Source organism: Variovorax sp., assembly GCF_965279555.1.
Classification (GTDB): Bacteria; Pseudomonadota; Gammaproteobacteria; order Burkholderiales; family Burkholderiaceae_C; genus Variovorax.
Genome location: NZ_OZ257247.1, coordinates 4455285 through 4474129, shown reverse-complemented (window position 1 = coordinate 4474129; position 18845 = coordinate 4455285). Strand labels below are relative to the sequence as shown.

At 66.4% G+C, this 18845-nt stretch carries 12 protein-coding genes and 1 tRNA gene; 10 read left to right on the top strand and 3 right to left on the bottom strand.

Going from position 1 to position 18845, the window contains the following annotated elements:
* Positions 1-311: 311 nt before the first annotated feature.
* From rpoB to ACQY8B_RS20930, 8 genes are all read left to right on the top strand, one after another.
* Complete coding sequence (gene rpoB / locus ACQY8B_RS20965; protein WP_422088472.1) at positions 312-4436, top strand: DNA-directed RNA polymerase subunit beta; 4125 nt, start codon at positions 312-314, stop codon at positions 4434-4436.
* Between the two features lie 21 nt (positions 4437-4457).
* Entirely contained in the window at positions 4458-8693 is a 4236-nt protein-coding gene (gene rpoC, locus ACQY8B_RS20960) for a DNA-directed RNA polymerase subunit beta' (protein WP_422088471.1), read from the top strand.
* A 101-nt stretch (positions 8694-8794) separates the two neighbouring features.
* Positions 8795-9385: a lema family protein gene (locus ACQY8B_RS20955; protein WP_422088470.1), complete on the top strand. Its 591-nt coding sequence runs from the start codon at positions 8795-8797 to the stop codon at positions 9383-9385.
* A 116-nt stretch (positions 9386-9501) separates the two neighbouring features.
* Positions 9502-10833, top strand: a complete 1332-nt coding sequence (gene rsmB / locus ACQY8B_RS20950) for a 16S rRNA (cytosine(967)-C(5))-methyltransferase RsmB (RefSeq protein ID WP_422089087.1) — start codon at positions 9502-9504, stop codon at positions 10831-10833.
* Positions 10814-11452 (top strand): DUF4390 domain-containing protein, encoded by a 639-nt coding sequence (locus tag ACQY8B_RS20945; protein ID WP_422088469.1) that lies wholly within the window; start codon positions 10814-10816, stop codon positions 11450-11452. Before rsmB ends, ACQY8B_RS20945 begins: the two co-directional genes overlap by 20 nt.
* The gene (locus ACQY8B_RS20940; RefSeq protein WP_422088468.1) at positions 11449-13779 is read left to right on the top strand and encodes an ATP-binding protein; all 2331 of its coding nucleotides are present in this window, start codon (positions 11449-11451) and stop codon (positions 13777-13779) included. The genes ACQY8B_RS20945 and ACQY8B_RS20940 overlap by 4 nt, the downstream gene beginning before the upstream one ends.
* An 88-nt stretch (positions 13780-13867) precedes the next feature.
* Positions 13868-14569 (top strand): response regulator, encoded by a 702-nt coding sequence (locus tag ACQY8B_RS20935; protein ID WP_237678458.1) that lies wholly within the window; start codon positions 13868-13870, stop codon positions 14567-14569.
* A gap of 25 nt (positions 14570-14594) precedes the next feature.
* A tRNA-Phe gene (locus ACQY8B_RS20930) sits at positions 14595-14670 on the top strand.
* Between the two features lie 39 nt (positions 14671-14709).
* On the opposite strand, the gene ACQY8B_RS20925 is transcribed toward ACQY8B_RS20930, so the two are convergent.
* Positions 14710-14841, bottom strand: a complete 132-nt coding sequence (locus ACQY8B_RS20925) for a hypothetical protein (protein WP_422088467.1) — start codon at positions 14839-14841, stop codon at positions 14710-14712.
* On the opposite strand from ACQY8B_RS20925, the gene ACQY8B_RS20920 reads away from it, so the two are divergent.
* A complete protein-coding gene (locus tag ACQY8B_RS20920; protein WP_422088466.1) occupies positions 14840-15031 on the top strand; it encodes a hypothetical protein in 192 nt (63 codons plus the stop codon). The genes ACQY8B_RS20925 and ACQY8B_RS20920 overlap by 2 nt on opposite strands.
* 20 nt (positions 15032-15051) lie before the next feature.
* Entirely contained in the window at positions 15052-16104 is a 1053-nt protein-coding gene (locus ACQY8B_RS20915; protein WP_428744982.1) for a lysylphosphatidylglycerol synthase domain-containing protein, read from the top strand.
* Here ACQY8B_RS20915 and ACQY8B_RS20910 read toward each other — a convergent pair.
* Both ACQY8B_RS20910 and ACQY8B_RS20905 read right to left on the bottom strand, forming a co-directional pair.
* The gene (locus ACQY8B_RS20910) at positions 16067-16477 is read right to left on the bottom strand and encodes a PaaI family thioesterase (RefSeq protein WP_422088464.1); all 411 of its coding nucleotides are present in this window, start codon (positions 16475-16477) and stop codon (positions 16067-16069) included. The genes ACQY8B_RS20915 and ACQY8B_RS20910 overlap by 38 nt on opposite strands.
* Positions 16478-16550: 73 nt before the next feature.
* Positions 16551-18836, bottom strand: coding sequence for an ATP-binding protein (locus tag ACQY8B_RS20905; protein WP_422088463.1), 2286 nt, complete (start codon positions 18834-18836; stop codon positions 16551-16553).
* Positions 18837-18845 lie beyond the last annotated feature (9 nt).

The window sequence follows — 18845 nt, the reverse complement described above, 5'->3', positions numbered from 1 at the left end:
AAAAGCCGGCTTGGCGCCGGCTTTCCCGGAGACCTCCGGGTCGACGGAAAAGCCACTCAGAGGCTTTCCCGGAGACCTCCAGGTCGACGGAAAAGCCACCCAGAGGCTTTCCCGGAGACCTTCAGGTCGACGGAAAAGCAAAAGCCAAGACGTTTTTTGAGTGTCTTCTGACCCCGACTGCAGAAGACCCCTTGGTTCGGGCGATGTGCAACGCATCGCTGTCCGCCAACGGCTGGTAGTGGCCAGCCGCCAAGCAGTGGTGCCTCGGCACCGCTGACAAGTCGCTGAAGATCTCAAGCTCCGGAGCTCTCATGGCCCAATCGTCCGCGTACAGTTACACCGAACGCAAGCGCATCCGAAAAAGTTTCGGCAATCGCGACAGCGTCGTAGAAATCCCCTACCTGCTGCAGATGCAGAAAGACGCGTACACCGCGTTCCTGCAAGCCGGCATTCCCCCGAAACAACGTACCGTCGAAGGCCTGCAGGCCGCGTTCGACGCCGCCTTCCCGATCGTCTCGCACAACGGTTTTGTCGAGATGAAGTTCCTCGAGTACAACCTCGCGAAACCCGCTTTCGACGTGCGCGAATGCCAGACCCGCGGTCTGACCTTCGCCTCGGCCGTGCGCGCCAAGGTCCAGCTCATCATCTATGACCGCGAGTCGTCGACTTCGCAATCGAAGGTGGTCAAGGAAGTGAAGGAACAAGAGGTCTACATGGGCGAAGTGCCGCTCATGACGGACAAGGGTTCGTTCATCATCAACGGCACGGAACGCGTGATCGTTTCGCAGCTGCACCGTTCGCCGGGCGTGTTCTTCGAACACGACAAGGGCAAGACGCACAGCTCGGGCAAGCTGCTGTTCTCGGCCCGCGTGATTCCCTACCGCGGTTCGTGGCTCGACTTCGAATTCGACCCGAAGGACATGCTGTACTTCCGCGTGGACCGTCGCCGCAAGATGCCGGTCACGATCCTGCTGAAGGCCATCGGCCTGAACCCGGAATCGATCCTCGCGAACTTCTTCGTGAACGACAACTTCCGCCTGATGGACAGCGGCGCGCAGATGGAGTTCGTCTCCGAGCGCCTGCGCGGCGAAGTCGCGCGCTTCGACATCACCGACAAGTCGGGCAAGGTCGTGGTCGCCAAGGACAAGCGCGTCACCGCGCGCCACACGCGCGAGCTCGAGCAGGGCGGCACCACGCACATCAGCGTGCCGGAAGACTTCCTGATCGGCCGCGTGATCGCCCGCAACATCGTCGATGCCGACTCCGGTGAAATCCTGGCCAAGGCCAACGACGAGCTGACCGAAGCGCTGCTGAAGAAGCTGCGCACGGCCGGCGTGCAGGACGTGCAGGTCATCTACACGAACGAACTGGATCAGGGCGCGTACATCTCGCAAACGCTGCGCATCGACGAAACCGTCGACGAGTTCGCAGCGCGCGTGGCCATCTACCGCATGATGCGCCCCGGCGAGCCGCCGACGGAAGACGCCGTGCAAGCGCTGTTCCAGCGCCTGTTCTACAACCCGGACACGTACGACCTGTCGCGCGTCGGCCGCATGAAGTTCAACGCCAAGGTCGGCCGCGACGAATCGACCGGCCCGATGGTGCTGACCAACGAAGACATCCTGGCCGTGGTCAAGATCCTCGTCGACCTGCGCAACGGCAACGGCGAAGTCGACGACATCGACCACCTGGGCAACCGTCGCGTGCGTTGCGTCGGCGAACTTGCCGAAAACCAGTACCGTACCGGCCTGGCACGTATCGAGAAGGCCGTGAAGGAACGTCTGGGTCAAGCGGAACAAGAGCCGCTGATGCCGCACGACCTGATCAACAGCAAGCCCATCTCGGCCGCGCTGAAGGAGTTCTTCGGTGCGTCGCAGCTGTCGCAGTTCATGGACCAGACGAACCCGCTGTCCGAAATCACCCACAAGCGCCGCGTGTCGGCCCTTGGCCCGGGTGGTCTGACGCGCGAACGTGCAGGCTTCGAAGTGCGCGACGTGCACGTGACCCATTACGGCCGCGTGTGCCCGATCGAAACGCCTGAAGGCCCGAACATCGGCCTGATCAACTCGCTGGCCCTGTACGCCCGCCTGAACGAATACGGCTTCATCGAGACGCCGTACCGTCGCGTGGTCGACAGCAAGGTCACCAACGAGATCGACTACCTGTCGGCCATCGAGGAAGGCAAGTACGTCATCGCCCAGGCCAACGCGGCCCTGGACAAGGACGGCGTGCTGACCGGCGACCTGGTCTCCGCGCGTGAAGCCGGCGAATCGATCCTGGTCGGTGCCGAACGCATCCAGTACATGGACGTGTCGCCCGCGCAGATCGTGTCGGTGGCTGCCTCGCTCGTGCCGTTCCTGGAGCACGACGACGCGAACCGCGCGTTGATGGGCGCCAACATGCAGCGTCAGGCCGTGCCCGTGCTGCGCCCCGAAAAGCCGATGGTCGGTACCGGTATCGAGCGCGTCTCCGCGGTCGACTCGGGCACCGTGGTCACGGCCACCCGTGGCGGCATCGTCGACTACGTCGATGCGACCCGTGTCGTGGTGCGCGTGAACGACGCCGAAGCGGCTGCCGGTGAAGTCGGTGTGGACATCTACAACCTGATCAAGTATCAGCGTTCGAACCAGAACACCAACATCCACCAGCGCCCCATCGTCAAGCGCGGCGACAAGATCGCCAAGGGCGACGTGGTGGCCGACGGTGCATCGACCGACCTCGGCGAACTGGCCCTCGGCCAGAACATGCTGATCGCGTTCATGCCCTGGAACGGCTACAACTTCGAAGACTCGATCCTGATCTCGGAACGCGTCGTCGCTGAAGACCGCTACACCTCGATCCACATCGAGGAACTGGTGGTGATGGCTCGCGACACCAAGCTCGGTGCCGAAGAAATCACGCGCGATATCCCGAACCTGGCCGAGCAGCAGCTCAACCGCCTCGACGAATCCGGCATCATCTATGTCGGCGCCGAAGTGCAGCCGGGCGACACGCTGGTGGGCAAGGTCACGCCGAAGGGCGAGACCACGCTGACGCCTGAAGAGAAGCTGCTTCGCGCCATCTTCGGCGAGAAGGCTTCCGACGTGAAGGACACCTCGCTGCGTGTGGATCAGGGCTCGCAAGGCACCGTGATCGACGTGCAGGTGTTCACCCGCGAAGGCATCACGCGCGACAAGCGCGCCCAGCAGATCATCGACGACGAGCTCAAGCGCTTCCGCCTCGACCTGAACGACCAGCTTCGCATCGTCGAAGCCGACGCGTTCGACCGTATCGAGAAGCTGCTGACCGGCAAGGTCGCCAACGGCGGTCCGAACAAGCTGGCCAAGGGCACCAAGCTCGACAAGGCCTACCTGTCGTCGGTCGAGAAGTTCCACTGGTTCGACATCCGCCCGGCGGAAGACGAAGTGGCGACGCAGCTCGAGTCGATCAAGAACTCGCTGGAGCAGACGCGCCACAGCTTCGACCTCGCGTTCGAAGAAAAGCGCAAGAAGCTCACGCAGGGCGACGAGCTGCCCGCGGGCGTGCTCAAGATGGTCAAGGTGTACCTTGCCGTCAAGCGCCGCCTGCAACCCGGCGACAAGATGGCCGGCCGCCATGGCAACAAGGGTGTGGTGTCGAAGATCGTTCCGGTCGAAGACATGCCCCACATGGCCGACGGCACGCCGTGCGACATCTGCCTGAACCCGCTGGGCGTGCCTTCGCGGATGAACGTGGGCCAGGTGCTGGAAGTGCATCTGGGCTGGGCCGGCAAGGGCATCGGCCAGCGCATCGGCGACATGCTGCAGCAGGAGGCCAAGGTGGCCGAGCTGCGCAAGTTCATGGAACAGCTGTACAACGGCTCGGGCCGTCCGGAAGAACTCGGCCAGCTGAGCGACACCGAACTGCTCGCGATGGCAGCCAACCTGCAAAGCGGCGCCACGTTCGCGACGCCGGTGTTCGACGGCGCCTCGGAAGAAGAAATCCGCGGCATGCTGAAGCTCGCCTACCCGGACGACATCGCCAAGCTCAAGGGCCTGACCGAAACGCGTACGCAGGCCTACCTGTTCGACGGCCGCACCGGCGACCAGTTCGAGCGTCCCGTCACCGTCGGCTACATGCACTTCCTGAAGCTGCACCACTTGGTCGACGACAAGATGCACGCCCGCTCCACCGGCCCGTACTCGCTCGTCACGCAGCAACCGCTGGGCGGCAAGGCGCAGTTCGGCGGCCAGCGTTTCGGGGAAATGGAAGTGTGGGCGCTGGAAGCTTATGGCGCCGCCTACGTCCTGCAGGAAATGCTGACCGTGAAGTCCGACGACGTGCAAGGCCGTACCAAGGTGTACGAAAGCATCGTCAAGGGCGAGCACTCGATCGAAGCCGGCATGCCGGAATCGTTCAACGTGCTGGTCAAGGAAATTCGTTCGCTGGGCCTCGACATCGAGCTCGAGCGTTCTTAATTTGAAAAGGGAAAGAGTCTTATGAAATCGCTACTCGACCTGTTCAAGCAATTCACGCCCGATGAGCATTTCGATGCCATCAAGATCGGCATGGCTTCGCCCGAGAAGATCCGTTCGTGGTCTTTCGGCGAGGTGAAGAAGCCAGAGACGATCAACTACCGCACGTTCAAGCCCGAGCGCGACGGTCTCTTCTGCGCCAAGATCTTCGGCCCCATCAAGGACTACGAGTGCCTGTGCGGCAAGTACAAGCGCCTGAAGCACCGCGGCGTGATCTGCGAGAAGTGCGGCGTTGAAGTCACGCAGACCAAGGTGCGTCGCGAGCGCATGGGTCACATCGACCTGGCCGCGCCCTGCGCCCACATCTGGTTCCTGAAGTCGCTGCCGTCGCGCCTGGGCCTCGTGCTCGACATGACGCTGCGCGACATCGAACGCGTGCTGTACTTCGAAGCCTACGTGATCACCGACCCCGGCATGACCCCGCTGAAGAAGTTCGGCATCATGTCCGAGGACGACTATGACGCGAAGCGCAAGGAATACGGCGACGAATTCATCGCCAAGATGGGCGCCGAAGGCATCAAGGACCTGCTCGAAGGCATCGAACTCGACAGCGAGATCGAACGCCTGCGCGGCGACCTGACCGGCTCCGAAGTCAAGGTCAAGAAGAACTCCAAGCGCCTGAAGGTGCTGGAAGCCTTCCGCAAGTCGGGCATCAAGCCCGAGTGGATGGTGCTCGACGTGCTGCCCGTGCTGCCGCCGGACCTGCGTCCGCTGGTGCCGCTGGACGGCGGCCGCTTCGCGACCTCCGACCTGAACGACCTGTACCGCCGCGTCATCAACCGCAATTCGCGCCTGCGCCGCCTGCTGGAGCTGAAGGCTCCGGAAATCATCGCGCGCAACGAAAAGCGGATGCTGCAAGAGGCGGTCGACTCGCTGCTGGACAACGGCCGCCGCGGCAAGGCCATGACGGGCGCCAACAAGCGCGCGCTGAAGTCGCTGGCCGACATGATCAAGGGCAAGAGCGGCCGCTTCCGCCAGAATCTGCTGGGCAAGCGCGTCGACTACTCGGGCCGTTCGGTCATCGTGGTGGGCCCGACGCTCAAGCTGCACCAGTGCGGCCTGCCGAAGCTGATGGCGCTCGAGCTGTTCAAGCCTTTCATCTTCTCGCGCCTCGAAGCCATGGGCATCGCGACCACGATCAAGGCTGCCAAGAAGGAAGTCGAATCGGGCACGCCGGTGGTCTGGGACATCCTGGAAGAGGTCATCAAGGAGCACCCGGTCATGCTGAACCGCGCTCCTACGCTGCACCGCCTGGGCATCCAGGCCTTCGAACCGATCCTGATCGAAGGCAAGGCCATCCAGCTGCACCCGCTCGTCTGCGCGGCATTCAACGCCGACTTCGACGGCGACCAGATGGCCGTCCACGTGCCGCTGTCGGTGGAAGCGCAAATGGAAGCCCGCACGCTGATGCTGGCCTCCAACAACGTGCTGTTCCCGGCTTCGGGCGAACCGTCGATCGTTCCTTCGCAGGACGTGGTGCTGGGTCTGTACTACACGACCCGCGACCGCATCAACGGCAAGGGCGAGGGCCTGATCTTCTCCGACATCGGTGAAGTGCAGCGCGCGCTCGACGCCAACGAAGTCGAGCTCACCGCCAAGGTGGCAGTGCGCATCACGGAATACACCAAGAACAAGGAAACCGGCGAATTCACGCCGTCGACCTCGCTCGTGGACACCACCGTGGGCCGTGCCCTGCTGTCCGAGATCCTGCCGAAGGGCCTGCCGTTCTCGAACATCAACAAGGCGCTGAAGAAGAAGGAAATCTCCAAGCTCATCAACGTCTCGTTCCGCAAGTGCGGCCTGAAAGAGACCGTCGTGTTCGCCGACAAGCTGCTGCAGAACGGCTTCCGCCTGGCGACCAAGGCCGGTATCTCGATCGCCATCGACGACATGCTGGTGCCCGCCGAGAAGCACGGCATCATCGAGCGCTCCGCCAAGGAAGTGAAGGAGATCGAGCAGCAGTACGTCTCCGGTCTCGTGACTTCCGGCGAACGCTACAACAAGGTGGTGGACATCTGGGGCAAGGCCGGCGACGAAGTGTCGAAGGTCATGATGGCCAAGCTGTCGAAGCAGAAGGTCATCGACCGCCATGGCAAGGAAGTCGAGCAGGAGTCCTTCAACTCGATCTACATGATGGCCGACTCGGGCGCCCGCGGTTCCGCGGCCCAGATTCGCCAGGTGGCCGGTATGCGGGGCCTGATGGCCAAGCCGGACGGCTCGATCATCGAGACGCCCATTACCGCGAACTTCCGCGAAGGCCTGAACGTGCTGGAGTACTTCATCTCCACCCACGGTGCCCGTAAGGGTCTGGCCGACACGGCACTGAAGACGGCGAACTCGGGTTACCTGACCCGTCGTCTGGTCGACGTGACGCAAGACCTGGTCGTGACCGAGCAGGACTGCGGCACGCACGGCGGCTACCTGATGCGCGCCATCGTCGAAGGCGGTGAAGTCATCGAATCGCTGCGCGACCGTATCCTCGGCCGCTCGGCTGCGGACGACGTGCTGCACCCGGAAAACCGCTCGGTTCTGCTGAAGGCCGGCGAGATGTTCGACGAAGACAACATCGAAGCACTGGAAGCCCAGGGCGTCGACGAAGTCAAGGTCCGCACCGCGCTGACCTGCGAAACCCGCTTCGGCATCTGCGCGACCTGCTACGGCCGCGACCTGGGCCGCGGCGGCCTGATCAACATCGGCGAAGCCGTCGGTGTGATCGCCGCGCAGTCCATCGGTGAACCCGGCACGCAGCTGACGATGCGTACCTTCCACATCGGTGGTGCCGCTTCGCGCGCTGCCATCGCTTCGAGCGTGGAAGCCAAGTCGAACGGCTCGATCGGCTTCAACGCCACGATGCGCTACGTGACCAACAGCAAGGGCGAGCTGGTCGTGATTTCGCGTTCGGGCGAGATCGTCATTCATGACGAGCACGGCCGCGAGCGCGAGCGTCACAAGGTGCCGTACGGCGCCACGCTGACGGTCAAGGCAGACCAGCAGATCAAGGCCGGCCACGTGCTTGCCAACTGGGATCCGCTGACGCGCCCGATCATTACCGAGTTCGCCGGCAAGACGCAGTTCGAGAACGTCGAGGAAGGCCTCACGGTTGCGAAGCAGGTGGACGAAGTGACCGGTCTGTCGACCCTGGTGGTGATCGACCCGAAGCGCCGCGGCGCTGCCAAGGTCGTGCGCCCGCAGGTGAAGCTCATCGACGCCTCCGGCGCCGAAGTGAAGATCCCGGGCACCGACCACTCGGTGACGATCGGCTTCCCGATCGGCGCGCTGGTGCAGGTGCGTGACGGCCAGGACGTGGGCCCCGGCGAAGTGCTGGCGCGTATTCCGGTCGAAGGCCAGAAGACCCGCGACATTACCGGCGGTCTGCCGCGCGTTGCCGAGCTGTTCGAAGCTCGTTCGCCGAAGGACAAGGGCATGCTGGCCGAAATGACCGGTACTGTGTCGTTCGGCAAGGAGACCAAGGGCAAGATCCGCCTGCAGATCACCGATCCGGAAGGCACGGTCTGGGAAGACCTCGTGCCGAAGGAAAAGAACATCCTGGTGCACGAAGGCCAGGTTGTGAACAAGGGCGAATCCGTGGTCGACGGCCCGGCGGACCCGCAGGACATCCTGCGCCTGCTGGGTTCGGAAGAACTGGCGCGCTACATCGTGGACGAAGTGCAGGATGTGTATCGCCTGCAGGGTGTGAAGATCAACGACAAGCACATCGAGGTGATCGTTCGCCAGATGCTGCGCCGCGTCGTGGTCGACAACATCGGCGAGACCGGCTACATCTCCGGCGAACAGGTCGAACGCAGCGAAATGCTCAACACCAACGACGCCCTGCGCGCCGAAGGCAAGATCCCCGCGACGTTCACCAACCTGCTGCTGGGTATCACGAAGGCGTCGCTGTCGACCGACTCGTTCATCTCCGCCGCTTCGTTCCAGGAAACGACGCGCGTGCTGACCGAAGCCGCGATCATGGGCAAGCGCGACGAGCTGCGCGGCCTGAAGGAAAACGTCATCGTCGGCCGCCTGATTCCCGCGGGCACCGGCATGGCGTACCACCAGGCACGCAAGGTCAAGGACGCCATGGACGAGGCCGAGCGCCGCGCCATCGCCGAATCGGAAGCGGCCGAGCTGGCCGGCTCCGGCGACAGCGATGCAGCGACCACCACGGTCGACGCCAGCGAAGGCGCCGCGACCGAATAACTGGTTAGCATCACCGGCCATGACCGGTACCCCACGCCCCCCGACCGCCCCGGTTGGGGGGCGTTTTTCTTTGTGCCCTGGATGATGAGGTTTTGTCGTCGATGAGTCTGTTGCCTGAATCGCTGGCCAGCTGGATCGTGATCGCGGTGCTGCTGTTCTGGTTTGTCGGCGCCTACAACCGGCTGGTGCGCCTGCGCGCCGCAGTGCTGCAGAGCTACGGCACGCTCGATGCGGCGTTGCGCAAGCAGCTCGATTTCGTGCAGGCCAGCATCACCGCCGCGCCACCGGCGGAGGCGCCGGCGAACGAACTGCTGTCGTCGATCGCGCCGCTGCAGGCATCGACCACGCAACTGGGCATCCTGCTGGGCGCGACCCGGCTGCGGCCGCTCGATGCAGGCGGCATGGCCGCGCTGGCGACGGCGCTGCAGGTGTGGATCGGCGCGTGGCAGCGCCAGCATCCGGATGCGGTGACGATGTTCGAGGCCGACGGCACGCTCGCGCGGCCGCCGCAGCAACCGCCTCTTCAGGGGGCGCCCGAGCCCATCGCCTGGCCCGAGCCTTCGGCGGCGGCGGAGATCGCGCGCAACCAGTTCAATCTTGCAGTGAAGCACTACAACGCCGCGATTTCGCAGTTTCCGGCAGTGCTGGTGGCATGGGCCGTGCGTCTGCGTCCGGCCGCGCCGTTGCTCTGACGCGGTCATTTTTTCTTTCCATTGCACGGCGTCCGGCTTTTCGCCCGCCCGTTACCATCGCCCCCAACTTGGCTGAACTACCTTCCGATCTCCCCAGCAGCGGCACCCCGCAGTCGCTGCAACCGCCGCTCTGGCGCCAACTGCAATTGACCGCAGTGGCACTGGCGTCGATTCGCGCCGGCACCTCGGGCTCCGTCGCCTTCGAAGCCGTCGAGCCCGCGCTGCGGCCCGGCGTGCAGGCGCTCGGCTTCCAGGTACTGCGCTGGCTCGGCCGCGCCGAGGCGCTGCGCCGCCACCTGGCCAAGCGCACGCCGCCGCCGCTGCCCGACGCCTTGCTGTGCACCGCGCTGGCGCTGGCGTGGGACAGCGAGCGCGCACCCTACGAGCCGTTCACGCTGGTCGACCAGGCCGTCGAGGCCGCCAAGCGCAATCCCGCCACGCGGGCGCAGGCCAGCTTCATCAATGCCTGCCTGCGGCGTTTTCTGCGCGAGCGCGACGAACTCGTGGCCGTGACCGACTCCGAGCCGGTCGCGCAATGGAACCATCCACGCTGGTGGATCGAACGCCTCAAGCGCGACCATCCCCGCGAGTGGCAGCGCGTGCTCGCCGCCGACAACGCGCAGGCGCCGATGACGCTGCGGGTGAACGCCCGCAAATCGACGGCTGCTTCCTATCTGGTTGAACTCGAGGCCGCCGGCCTTTCCGCCACCCGCGTGGGCCCCAGCGGCCTTCAATTGGCGCGTGCCCGGCCGGTGCAGCAACTGCCCGGCTTCGCCGAAGGCGCCTGTTCGGTGCAGGATGCCGCCGCGCAGATGGCCGCGCCCCTGCTGCTGGAAGGCCTGCTGACTGCCACTCCCGGCGGCGCGCCGCTGCGCGTGCTCGATGCCTGCGCCGCGCCCGGCGGCAAGACCGCGCACCTGCTCGAGCTGGCCGGCCCGGACGCCATCGACGTGACCGCGCTCGAAGTCGACGCCGTGCGCAGCCGCCGCATCGACGAGACCCTGTCGCGCATCGGCCTGAAGGCCCGCGTGCTGGTGGCCGATGCCGCGCGCCCCGCCGACTGGTGGGACCGCACGCCGTTCGACGCGATCCTGCTCGACGCGCCATGCACCGCATCGGGCATCGTGCGCCGCCACCCCGACGTCCGCTGGCTGCGCCGCGAGAGCGATACCGCCCAGCTCGCCGCCCAGCAGGCCGCGCTGCTGGCTGCGCTCTGGCCGCTCGTGCGCCCCGGCGGGCGGCTTCTTTACTGCACCTGTTCCGTCTTCCGGGAAGAGGGTTCGCAACAAATTGATGCGTTTCTTGTACACAACACCGACGCACGATTGCTGCCATCGCCCGGCCATTTGCTGCCCCAAAGCGGGTCGAATGCCCGTGGCGTCCCGGACAATCCCTCTGGTGACCACGACGGATTCTTCTACGCCCTGCTTGAAAAGCGCCCGCACTGAGCGGCGCGGGCCGCTCCTGCTGGCCGTGCTGCTGTGGGCGTGGGCGATATGGATGGCATGGCTGCCGGCACCGGCGGCCGCCCAGGGACGGCCCAGCACGTCCATCAGCCAGATGCGGCTGGAGCAGGCCGATGACAGCGTCTATCTGAGTGCGGCCGTGCAGTTCGAGCTGCCCTCGCTGGTCGAGGAGGTGCTCGACAAGGGCATCGCCATCTATTTCGTGGCCGAAGCCGAGCTTTTCCAGGAGCGCTGGTACTGGACCGACCGCAAGGTCGCGCAGGTGCAGCGCCACATGCGGCTTGCCTACCAGCCGCTCACGCGGCGCTGGCGGCTCAACGTGTCGCCGGTGCCGATCACCGGTGCCGCCGGCCTCGGCATTTCACTGAACCAGAACTTCGACACCCTGAGCGACGCGCTCGACGCCATCAAGCGCGTCGGGCGGCTGCGGCTGGGCGACGCGGCCGAGATCGGCGACGACCCGCTGCACCAGGTGACGTTCCGCTTCCGCCTCGACACCTCGCAGCTGCCGCGCCCGTTCCAGATCGGCGTGGTCGGTCAGGCCGACTGGAACATTGCCGTCGAGCGCACCGCGCGGCTCGCGGTGGAGAAGCAGAAGTGAGCACCTCCCCGCGCAGCGGCGCAGCGGCCACGCCCGCCGCGAGCCGCGCGCGTGCGATGCGCTGGGCCATCGGCGTGGGAGCCGCGCTGGTCACGGCCATCGGCCTGGTGCTGATGTTCCTGCTCGCGCAGGCCACCAACAACCGCGCGCTGTACGAGCGCTATTACGTGCGCCTGTTCGGCATCAACGTGGTGGTGGCGGTGCTGCTGGTGCTGGTGATCGGCTGGGTCGCGTTCCGGCTGCTGCGGCGGCTGCGGCAGGGCAAGTTCGGCAGCCGGCTGCTCATCAAGCTGGCGGCCATCTTCGCGCTGGTGGGTGTGGTGCCCGGGGCGCTCGTGTATGTGGTGTCTTACCAGTTCGTCGCGCGTTCGATCGAAAGCTGGTTCGACGTCAAGGTCGAAGGGGCGCTCGATGCCGGCCTGAACCTTGGCCGTGCCACGCTCGACTCGCTGTCCGACGACCTCGCCGCGAAAGCGCGCAGTGCCAGCGGGCAACTCGCGCAGGTGCCCGACGCCAGCGCGGGCCTGGTCCTCGAACGCATCCGCGACCAGCTCGAGGCGACCGACGTAATTCTCTGGACCGGTTCGGGCCAGCTGGTGGCCAGCGCCGGCTCGTCGCGTTTCCAGCTCAACCCCGAGCGTCCGACCGCGCAGCAGTTCCGCCAGGTGCGGCCCGAACGCGCGGTCGCACACATCGAAGGCCTGGACGAAACCGCCATGCCCGGCGCCACGCCGCCGGTCGCGAGCGTGCGTGCGCTCGCCATGGTGCAGCGCCCCGGTTTCGACTTCGACACCGCGCCGCGCTATCTGCAGGTCACGCGTCCGTTGCCGCCCGCCGTGGTGGCCAATGCGCTGGCGGTGCAGGAGGCCAACCGCGAATACCAAGAGCGGGCGCTCGCGCGCGAAGGCTTGCGCCGCATGTACATCGGCACGCTCACGCTGAGCCTGTTCCTCGCGGTGTTCGGCGCGGTGCTGCTCGCCGTGCTGTTCGGCAACCAGCTCGCGCGCCCGCTGCTGGTGCTGGCCGACGGCGTGCGCCAGGTGGCCGCCGGCGACCTGCGGCCCACGGCCGTGCTGCAGGGCAAGGACGAGCTGGGCGGCCTCACGCGCTCGTTCGCCGTCATGACTCAGCAACTGGCCGATGCGCGCGGCGCGGTCGAGAAGACCATGGGCCAGCTCGACGCCGCCCGTGCCAACCTGCAGACCATCCTGGACAACCTCACCTCGGGCGTGATCGTGCTCGACGCCAAGGGCACCGTGCTGTCGACCAATCCCGGCGCCACCCGCGTGCTGCGTGCGCCGCTCGCGGCCTACGAAGGGCAACCGCTGGTCGACGTGCCCGGCCTCGCCGAGTTCGGCGCCAAGGTGCAGCAGCAGTTCGACGATTTCCTGGTCGAGCGCATGCAGCACGGCCTCGACCACTGGCAGCACGCCTTCGAGCTGCATGCCTCGGGGCACGACATGCCGCAGCAGGACGGCGCCATCAACATCGTCGCCCGCGGTGCCGAGCTGCCGGGCGCGGCGCGGCTGCTGGTGTTCGACGACATCTCGGAGATCGTCTCGGCCCAGCGTGCGCAGGCCTGGGGCGAGGTGGCGCGCCGCCTCGCGCACGAGATCAAGAACCCGCTGACCCCGATCCAGCTGTCCGCCGAGCGGCTCGAGATGAAGCTGTCGGGCAAGGTGCAGCCGCCCGAGCAGGCCGTGCTCGTGAAGTCGGTGAAGACCATCGTCGACCAGGTCGATGCGATGAAGCGGCTGGTCAATGAATTCCGCGACTACGCGCGGCTGCCCGCGGCCGACCTCAAGCCGGTCGACCTCAACGCGCTGTTGGCCGACGTGCTCCAGCTCTACAACACCGAGAGCCTGCCCATCGTGCTGCGCTCCGAACTCGACGAGCGCTGCCCGCCGATCCGCGGCGACGCCCAGCAGATCCGGCAGGTGATTCACAACCTGTTGCAAAACGCGCAGGACGCCGCCGAGGGCGCGGCCAGCGGCACTGGCCGGCGGGGCGAGGTCGTCATCCGCACGCGCCTTGGCGACTCGGGGCAGCGCGTGCGGCTTACCGTGCAAGACAGCGGCCCCGGCTTTGCCGAGAACATTCTCAAGCGGGCCTTCGAGCCCTATGTCACGACGAAAACAAAAGGTACCGGTTTGGGCCTGGCTGTCGTGAAGAAGATCGCGGATGAGCACGGTGCGCGCATCGAGCTTTCCAACCGCGTTGTCGACGGGGCTGTAGCAGGGGCACAAGTCTCGCTATCATTCGCGCTGGCAAGCGAGCCGCGGGCAGCGGTCGCTCACACCGAAGATTCGAAATCTTCCGCCGCCTGAGCGCTTACGATTCGTCGCCCAGGCGATGGCCGGACCGGCGGACCTTACACACCATTGCAGATACCAGCGCACACAACAAGCAGCACTCATGGCAAACATTCTCGTGGTCGATGACGAGCTGGGCATCCGGGACCTGCTCTTCGAAATTCTCAATGACGAAGGCCACAACGTGGAGCTCGCGGAAAACGCCGCCGAAGCCCGCGCGGCCCGCCAGCGCGCGCGGCCGGACCTCGTCCTGCTCGACATCTGGATGCCCGACACCGACGGCGTCACGCTGCTCAAGGAGTGGTCCACCGCAGGCCTGCTGAGCATGCCCGTCATCATGATGAGCGGGCACGCCACCATCGACACGGCGGTAGACGCCACGCGTATCGGTGCCTTCGCCTTTCTTGAAAAGCCCATCACGCTGCAGAAGCTGCTCAAGGCCGTCGAGCAGGGGCTGGCACGCGAAAGCGCACGCCGCGCCGCAGCCGGCGTGGTCCCCGCACCGGCGGGCGTGGCGCAAGCCACGGCCATCACCACCACTGGCGACAGCCTGCTGATGGCGTCGCTCGCTTCCGTGCCCGTGGCCGACATCGGCCCCCAGTCGACCCAGAGCTTCGACCTCGACCGCCCGCTGCGCGATGCGCGCGACGGTTTCGAGAAGGCCTATTTCGAGTTCCACCTCGCGATGGAGAACGGCTCGATGACCCGCGTGGCCGAGAAAACCGGCCTCGAGCGCACCCATCTCTACAGAAAACTCAAACAACTTGGTGTGGATCTGTCGAGAGGGCGCAGAAGCGCTGTATAATTTAAGGCTGCACACAAATGCAGATGGCCCGGTAGCTCAGTTGGTAGAGCAGCGGATTGAAAATCCGCGTGTCGGTGGTTCGATTCCGCCCCAGGCCACCAATTCAAAGCCCTTGCTCCTCCACAGGATCAAGGGCTTTTTCAATTTCCGTCTTCCTGCAGGCTGTGCACGGTGCCGGTATGGCAAATGTCCTGCATCCGCCATCGCCGATGGACGGCGCTCCGGTCGTCGCGGGCTTCGACAAACTCGGCCATCACCGAGGAGATGTCCATGTCCCAGATCCGCAAAGACCCGCCGCACCACGAAGAGCCTGAGGTCACCCAGGAGGAGTCCGTCCCCACCGACGGCCGTGACGCCGAAGGCGAGCGCATGATGAAGGACGTGCGCAACAGCAAGCTGCACGACAAAGGCCTGGCCGAGCACAAGACCGCCGAGAAAAGCGACAAGCCCGCCAAGCCCTGAGCCGCCGGTCTCCTGTCGCCATGAACACCCACTCGGCCGCCATTGCCGATGTCCCTGCGCCCGCGGCGGGCAGCACGATCTGGCAACGCTGCAGGCGTTGGGCGTTGCCCTTGTTCGGCATCGCCGTGCTGGGCCTGCTCCTCTCCCGCGCGCACAAGATCGACTGGGCCGGCGCGTGGCAGGCACTCCAGCGTTACTCGCCTTTGCTGCTGCTCGCGGTGCTCGGTCTCGCGACAGCGAGCCACGCGCTCTACGGATGCTTCGACCTGATCGGCAAGCGCCATCTGCGCCATCGCCTGCCGTACTGGCGCACATGGGCGATCGCCGTGACGAGCTACGCGTTCAACCTCAACCTCGGATCCTTGGTCGGCGGCATCGCGATGCGGGCGCGTCTCTATGCGCGTGCCGGTCTCGACGACGCCACGGTGGCGCAGATCGTCGGCCTGAGTCTCGCGACCAACTGGCTTGGCTACGGCTTGCTCGCGGGCGGCCTTTTCGCGGCGGGGGCCATCGTGCCGCCCAGCCAGGCGCACATCGGCGAGGGAACGCTGCGGCTGCTGGGCGTGGCGATGATCCTGCTGGCATTGGCGTATGTCGCGGCCTGTGCGCTGGCGCGCGGGCGTGAATGGCGCTTCAGGGGCCGACGCCTTCAGTTGCCGGCCGCGCGCCTGGCGGTGGTGCAGCTCGCGCTGTCCACCACCAATTGGGCGTTGATGGGCGCCGCCATGTATCTGCTGCTCGGGCAAAAGGTGCCTTATGGCACCACGCTGGGCGTGCTGCTCGCCGCGTCCATCGTCGGCGTGCTGACGCCGATTCCCGCCGGCCTCGGCGTGCTGGAGGCGGTGTACCTGGCGCTGCTCTCGGGGAGCGTGAAGCAGGGCGCGCTGATGGGCGCGGTGCTGGCCTACCGCGCGCTCTACTATCTGCTGCCGCTGGCCGGCGGGCTGGCGCTCTACCTGTTCCTCGAACGCTACGCGGCGAACCATTCGCCCCAGACGCCAGAAACGCCAGAAACGCCCGAAGCGGCGGAAGGCGTCACCCCGCCCCTTCGAGCACCAGTTGCGTCTGCGTGACGACGGCGCACAGCTTGCCGTCCGCATTGGTGACGGTGGTCTGCCAGACCATGGTCGTGCGCCCACGATGCAGCGCGACGCTGGTGCCGGTGACGATGCTGCCCACACGCGCGCCGGCGATGAACTTGGTGCTCGAATCGGTGGTGGTCGTGCGCTTGCCTTCCGCCAGGTTGACGATGGTGCCGACGGCGCCCAGCGTGTCCGCGAAGGCCATGTAGGCGCCGCCGTGCAGGATGCCGCCGGCCGTGCACAGGTCGGGCCGCACCTCCATCTGCGCGACCACACGGTCGGGTTCGAGCGCCGTGAGGCGCACGCCCATCAGGCCGGGGAACAGCGTGTCCAGCAGTCTCTGGAGAGCGGCGATGTCGTGCATGAAGGCTCCTGGAAATGAGGTCCTTGCATACTAAACAGAGGCTTCGCCGCGTGCAAAGCCCGCGCCGGGGCGCTCACAGCTTCGGTGTCGCGCGAGCCAGCAGGCGGATGTGCTCGAAGTCCAGCCGGTCGAGCGCCTGCCGCACCGCATCGACCAGTGCCTCATGGCGTGAATCGGCCGCCTCCAGCCGGTCGGCCCATTCATGCAGGTCGGTCCAGCGGCCATCGCGCGCGAACGTCTCGAGTTCGGCGCGTACCGCGGCGGGCAGCGGCGCGACGGTCGGCACGGGCGTCGGCGGACGGCGCAGCCGCAGGCGCGATGACTGAAGCGGCTGCGGCGGTGCCTGGGTGGCAACGGAACGCGGCTCCTCCGGCGCATCCTTCACGATCACCGAGAAGCGCACGCGCGTGCCCAGGTTCGGGTGGCTCATTAGCAGCAGGCGCCCGCCCATGCGCTGCACGATGCGCCGCGCGATGACCAGCCCCAGCCCGTTGCCGCTCGCGCTGGGTGCGCCCTGTGCAAAGGCCTGGCGGATGTGCGCCTGCTCGTTCAGGTCGATGCCGCAGCCGCTGTCCCACACCTCGAATTGCAGCCGCCAGGAGTCGGCGCGCGGCCGTGCCCGCACGCGCAGGCCGATCTTTCCGCCGTGCGTGAACTTCGCGGCGTTCGACAGCAGGTTGAGCAGCAACTGGTGAAAGCGCTTGCAGTCGATCAGCACCGTACGCGGCAGGGCGCCTTGCACCTCGAGTTCGAATGCGTTGTTGCGCCGCTGTGCGAGCGTGTCGGCGTACTGGGCGATGTCGTCGAGCAGCGCCTGCAGGCGCACCGGTCGCAGCTCGAAGGAGAACGGCAGCAGCTCGCCCTTTGCGTAGTCGAGCAGGTCGTTGATCAGCGAGAGCTGGTAGGTCGCGCTGCGTTCGATGGCTTGCAGCCGCTCCGGCGGATGCGGCATTTCGTCGCGCAGCATCCGCACGTGGCCGATGATGGTCGCGAGCGGCGCGCGCAGGTCGTGGCTCACGTAGGCCATGAGTCGTGTCTGTTCGCGCGCCTGGTGCTCGGCCTGCTCGAGCGCGGCGTTCAGCGCGTGGGTCTTGCGCGCCACTTCGTCGCGCAGGCGTTGCTGTTCGTCGGCCTGCCAGAGCACCAGCGTGCGCTGCGCGAGGTGCTGCTGGCGCGAGAGATGGTGCGTCCAGGAAGAGAGTGCGACCAGGCCCACCAGCATGCCGGGGAAGCCCAGTGCATAGGCGTCGAAGCCGGGCAGCATGTGCGTGGGCAGCGAAAGCTCGGTCAGCCGCAGGCACACGCCGACCATGATGATGGTCATCACCGGGAACGCCAGCTTGCCGCCCGGGCCCGCGCGCCGCATGTAGAAGAAGCTGCTCGCAGTGAGTGTGAACACCAGCAGCAGCACGGTCAGGTTGCCGAGGCGCGCGAAGGGCGCGTAAGGCCCGAGCAGCGTGCCCAGCACCGCGACGACCTGGCTCGCGGCCAGCACCGCGATGACGGGCAGCCCTGGCGGGCGCACCGGTCCGCGGCGCGACAGCACGTGCAGGTACAGCAGCAGGCTCAGCACGCTGCAGCCGGCCACCACGCCGGCCGCGCGGTAGCTCCAGTCGATGCTGTCGGGCCACAGCGCGATCCGCGCGTGGCCGCGGTAGGTGGCCTCGTACAGCGCCACCAGCGTGAAGCCCAGGCTCTGCGAGGCCATCAGCGGGTTGCGCGAGATGAGCCACAGCGTGAGCGAATACACGGCAAGCACCAGCAGTCCGCCGATCAGCAGGCCATCGAGCAGCGCGTGGCAGCTCTCGGCTTCGCGCCAGCCGTCGGCCGTGTGCAGCTGCGGGGCGAACTTGAGGTTGCTGTGGCTTTGCACCCGCACCAGCAAGCGTGCCTGCTCGCCGGGCTGCAGGTCGAGCGACAGCGTGGGCACGCGGTCCCGGTCGCCATGCAGCGGCACCGACACGCCGGCTTGCTCGTGCACCCACGCAGCTCTTGCGGCTGCCGTGCCGTTGCCGCGTTGCATGTGGAAGTCGACGTGCTGCAGCCACGTGGCGTTCAGCACCAGGCGCAGCGGCTGCACCGTGCCGGTGTCGTTCACGACGGCCAGGCGCAGCCAGAAGGCAGAGTTCGTGAAGCCCTGGCGCATCTGCACATGCGTGCCGGGCTGGAAGCGGGTCGAGGCGTCCGCGTCTTCGCGCGAGAGCTGTCCGCCGGGGTCTTCCAGCAGCTCGACTTCCTCGTCGAGCACGAGCGGCAGCGTGGCCGCATCGTCTATCCGCAGCGTGGCCGCGTCCGCCGGGCCCGCGAGCCAGGAGGCCGCGCACAGCAGCAGGGCGGCGGCGATGCAGCGGATCGCCACCGCCGCCGC

What these genes read in the sequence shown, in the direction of transcription:
- rpoB (WP_422088472.1), top strand. Translation starts at nt 312, where the DNA reads ATGGCCCAATCGTCCGCGTACAGTTACACCGAACGCAAGCGCATCCGA.
- rpoC (WP_422088471.1), top strand. Translation starts at nt 4,458, where the DNA reads ATGAAATCGCTACTCGACCTGTTCAAGCAATTCACGCCCGATGAGCAT.
- ACQY8B_RS20955 (WP_422088470.1), top strand. Translation starts at nt 8,795, where the DNA reads ATGAGTCTGTTGCCTGAATCGCTGGCCAGCTGGATCGTGATCGCGGTG.
- ACQY8B_RS20935 (WP_237678458.1), top strand. Translation starts at nt 13,868, where the DNA reads ATGGCAAACATTCTCGTGGTCGATGACGAGCTGGGCATCCGGGACCTG.
- ACQY8B_RS20920 (WP_422088466.1), top strand. Translation starts at nt 14,840, where the DNA reads ATGTCCCAGATCCGCAAAGACCCGCCGCACCACGAAGAGCCTGAGGTC.
- ACQY8B_RS20925 (WP_422088467.1), bottom strand. Translation starts at nt 14,841, where the DNA reads ATGGACATCTCCTCGGTGATGGCCGAGTTTGTCGAAGCCCGCGACGAC.
- ACQY8B_RS20915 (WP_428744982.1), top strand. Translation starts at nt 15,052, where the DNA reads ATGAACACCCACTCGGCCGCCATTGCCGATGTCCCTGCGCCCGCGGCG.
- ACQY8B_RS20910 (WP_422088464.1), bottom strand. Translation starts at nt 16,477, where the DNA reads ATGCACGACATCGCCGCTCTCCAGAGACTGCTGGACACGCTGTTCCCC.